Annotated in this window: 2 protein-coding genes and 2 pseudogenes; 1 reads left to right on the top strand and 3 read right to left on the bottom strand. The window is 65.9% G+C overall.

From position 1 onward, the window contains the following. The 3 genes and pseudogenes from QOD90_RS14820 to QOD90_RS14810 all read right to left on the bottom strand — a co-directional run. Positions 1 to 482, bottom strand: a pseudogene (locus QOD90_RS14820) (alpha/beta hydrolase); the annotation flags it as partial. Positions 483 to 508: 26 nt separating this feature from the next. After that, positions 509 to 1,156 (bottom strand): hotdog domain-containing protein, encoded by a 648-nt coding sequence (locus QOD90_RS14815; RefSeq protein ID WP_526350947.1) that lies wholly within the window; start codon positions 1,154 to 1,156, stop codon positions 509 to 511. A 16-nt stretch (positions 1,157 to 1,172) separates the two neighbouring features. Then, positions 1,173 to 2,318, bottom strand: a complete 1,146-nt coding sequence (locus QOD90_RS14810) for a thiolase family protein (RefSeq protein ID WP_526350945.1) — start codon at positions 2,316 to 2,318, stop codon at positions 1,173 to 1,175. A gap of 179 nt (positions 2,319 to 2,497) precedes the next feature. Here QOD90_RS14810 and QOD90_RS14805 point away from each other — a divergent pair. Further along, a pseudogene (locus QOD90_RS14805) lies at positions 2,498 to 2,625 on the top strand (LLM class flavin-dependent oxidoreductase); the annotation flags it as partial.

Raw genomic sequence — 2,625 nt, 5'->3', positions numbered from 1 at the left:
AGAACCGGGGCTCGGCCATCGGGCTTCGGGCCAGGCCGAGACCAGACGTCGAGGTGGTTCGCCGAACCGTGCTCGCCGTAGACGATGTCGGCATCGTGGGCGTACTCGTTCCAGATGCGCATGGTCCTGAGCACGCCCGGAGCCTTCACCGTTGACGCCGACCTGGGGCCGCGGCAGGGTCCGAGGCCTTCGTCGAGCGCCCTCGTGAGAGGCACGTTCGCCTGCCTGCCAACGCGATTCAGACCGAGCAGGCCGGCGAAGCATGCTCCTGACAGGATCGCGCTGACCCAACGCATGCGCGGAGACTGCGCACGCCACGTCGCGCCGATCACGGCCCCGTGCGCGACCATGGTCTGCAGCGGCAGCTCCGTGACCACCATTCCCGCGATGAAGGACGGGACGGACAGATAGCCCTTCTTGACTGGACGGTATCCATTGAGCGTCGCCAGTGCGCCGACGACCAGAGCGATCTTGGCAGCCATGCGCGAGATGGCGCTTCGCCTCGACGTCACGGCTGATCTGGCCGCAGCTCGACGAACAGCGCCTCCGCCTCTGCGCACAGCGTGTCTCCATTCTTGAGCTCGCCACGCAGAACACGTTTGCGCCCTGCCTCGCTGACGAACCATCCGCGGACGTCGAGCTCGCGTCCGATCGGAGTGATCGACCGAAAGTCTGTGTGCAGGTAGGCCGTTCGTGCCGCCTTGCGGCCGCCTGTCGTCGCCAGCCTTCCCAGCACCTCGTCGAACATCAAGGGAATGGCTCCGCCGTGCGCCGCACCGCCTCCCCCTAGGTAGTAATTTCCGAACGTGACCGTCCCGTGCACACTGTCGCTATCACCACCGGTGACGACGAACTTCGGTGACATGGTCTGGCCGCGACCGGGAAGGTCGAACCTGCGCGCGAAGATGCGCTCGCGTTCGCGGACCGCCATCGGAGCCAGCTTGTCGGACCACCGCCTCAGGTCCTCGGCGAGTCCGACGATGGTGTCCTTGTCCGGCGCAGCGGCGGCGACGTCGTCGAGAAAGGTCCGCAACGCCCCGATCATCTCGCCGTATTCCGGGCCGCCACCCGGGTTCCGCAGGCCCGGTTCCTGCCAGGAGCGAACCTGCGGAAAGCCGCCGTCCGAATCGGAGGTTGGGTCCGACGGCTCCGTCATGACGACGGCTCTAGGTTCACAGAAGCTCCAGAATCGTCGCGTTGGCTTGGCCGCCGCCCTCACACATCGTCTGAAGGCCGTACTGAATACCCTTGTCGCGCATGTGATAAAGCATCGTGGTCATGATGCGCGCGCCCGAGCCACCCAGCGGGTGACCCAGCGCGATCGCGCCACCGTTGGGATTGAGTTTCTTCTCGTCGGCTCCGATGTCCTTGAGCCAGGCCATCGGCACCGGGGCGAACGCCTCGTTCACTTCGAAGACGCCGATCTCGTCGAGGGACAGGCCCGAGCGCTTGAGCGCCTTCTGCGTGGCGGGTATCGGTGCGGTCAGCATGATCACCGGGTCGGCGCCTGCCAGTACGGCGGTGTGAATCTTCGCGATCGGCGTCAGCCCCAGCGACGACGCCTTCTCGGCCGACATGATCAGCAGCGCGGCCGCACCGTCGGAGATCTGCGAGGCGTTGCCCGCATGGATCACGCCGTCCTCCTTGAAGGCCGCCTTGATCTGTGCCATCTTCTCGACCGTGCCGCCTCGGCGGAGTCCCTCGTCGAGGATCACCGGGTTGCCGTCCTGATCCTCCACGGCCACGATCTGGTCTTCGAAGACACCCGCGTCCTGAGCGGCGGCAGCCTTCTGGTGTGACGCCAGCGAGAACTCGTCGAGTGATGTCCGGTCGAAACCCCAACGCTCGGCGATCATTTCCGCGCCGACGCCCTGGTTGGGATGCACGCCGTACCGCGCCATGAACAGCGGGCTGAACGGATCACCGCCGCTGGCGATCGTCGTGCCCATGGGCACCCGCGACATCGATTCGACGCCGCCGGCAACGACGACGTCGTAGTGGCCGGCGATCACGCTTGCGGCGGCGAAGTTCACGGACTGCTGGCTGGAGCCGCACTGACGGTCCACCGTCACCCCTGGCACCGACTCGGGCCAGCCCGCCGCAAGTAGCGCGGTCCGTGCGATGTCCATCGCCTGCTCACCGCCCTGGCCTACACATCCCCAGATGACGTCGTCGACGATCTCGGGATCGACGCCTGCCCGCTCGACGAGCGCGTTGAGCACCTGGGCCGACAGGTCGGCGGGATGCACACCGGACAGGCCGCCGTTGCGCCTACCGACTGCCGACCGCGCCGCCTCGACGATTACTGCATCTGACATCAGATTCTCCTAAAGAGTTGAACAATTAGCTGGTTCCTGATTCTTATCACCTGCCAGACGGTGCTGACCCGCCGCAGTCCGCATTGGTAGATTCACGGCTCTAACCTATATTACTAGGTAATCGAACTGAAGCCCTCGCCGCGCCCGCTGGGTCGCGACCCGACGAAAAGGTGAGCATCATGGAATGGGGCCTTCCCTGGCCGGGCGCCGAACGGGCCGCCGAGGCTGAACGCGCAGGCGCAAGCGCCTTTTGTTCCGGCGAGTTCGCCGACCTCAATGCCTATGTGACGGCGGCCGACATGGCCCG

Origin of the sequence: Mycobacterium sp. (assembly GCF_032161845.1) — a bacterium.
Classification (GTDB): domain Bacteria; phylum Actinomycetota; class Actinomycetes; order Mycobacteriales; family Mycobacteriaceae; genus Mycobacterium.
Note: the sequence above shows the minus strand (reverse complement) of the source record. Positions and strands in the feature narration are given on the sequence as shown.

Coding starts and splice junctions, on each gene's coding strand:
- QOD90_RS14810 (WP_526350945.1), bottom strand. CDS start 2,318: ATGTCAGATGCAGTAATCGTCGAGGCGGCGCGGTCGGCAGTCGGTAGG.
- QOD90_RS14815 (WP_526350947.1), bottom strand. CDS start 1,156: ATGACGGAGCCGTCGGACCCAACCTCCGATTCGGACGGCGGCTTTCCG.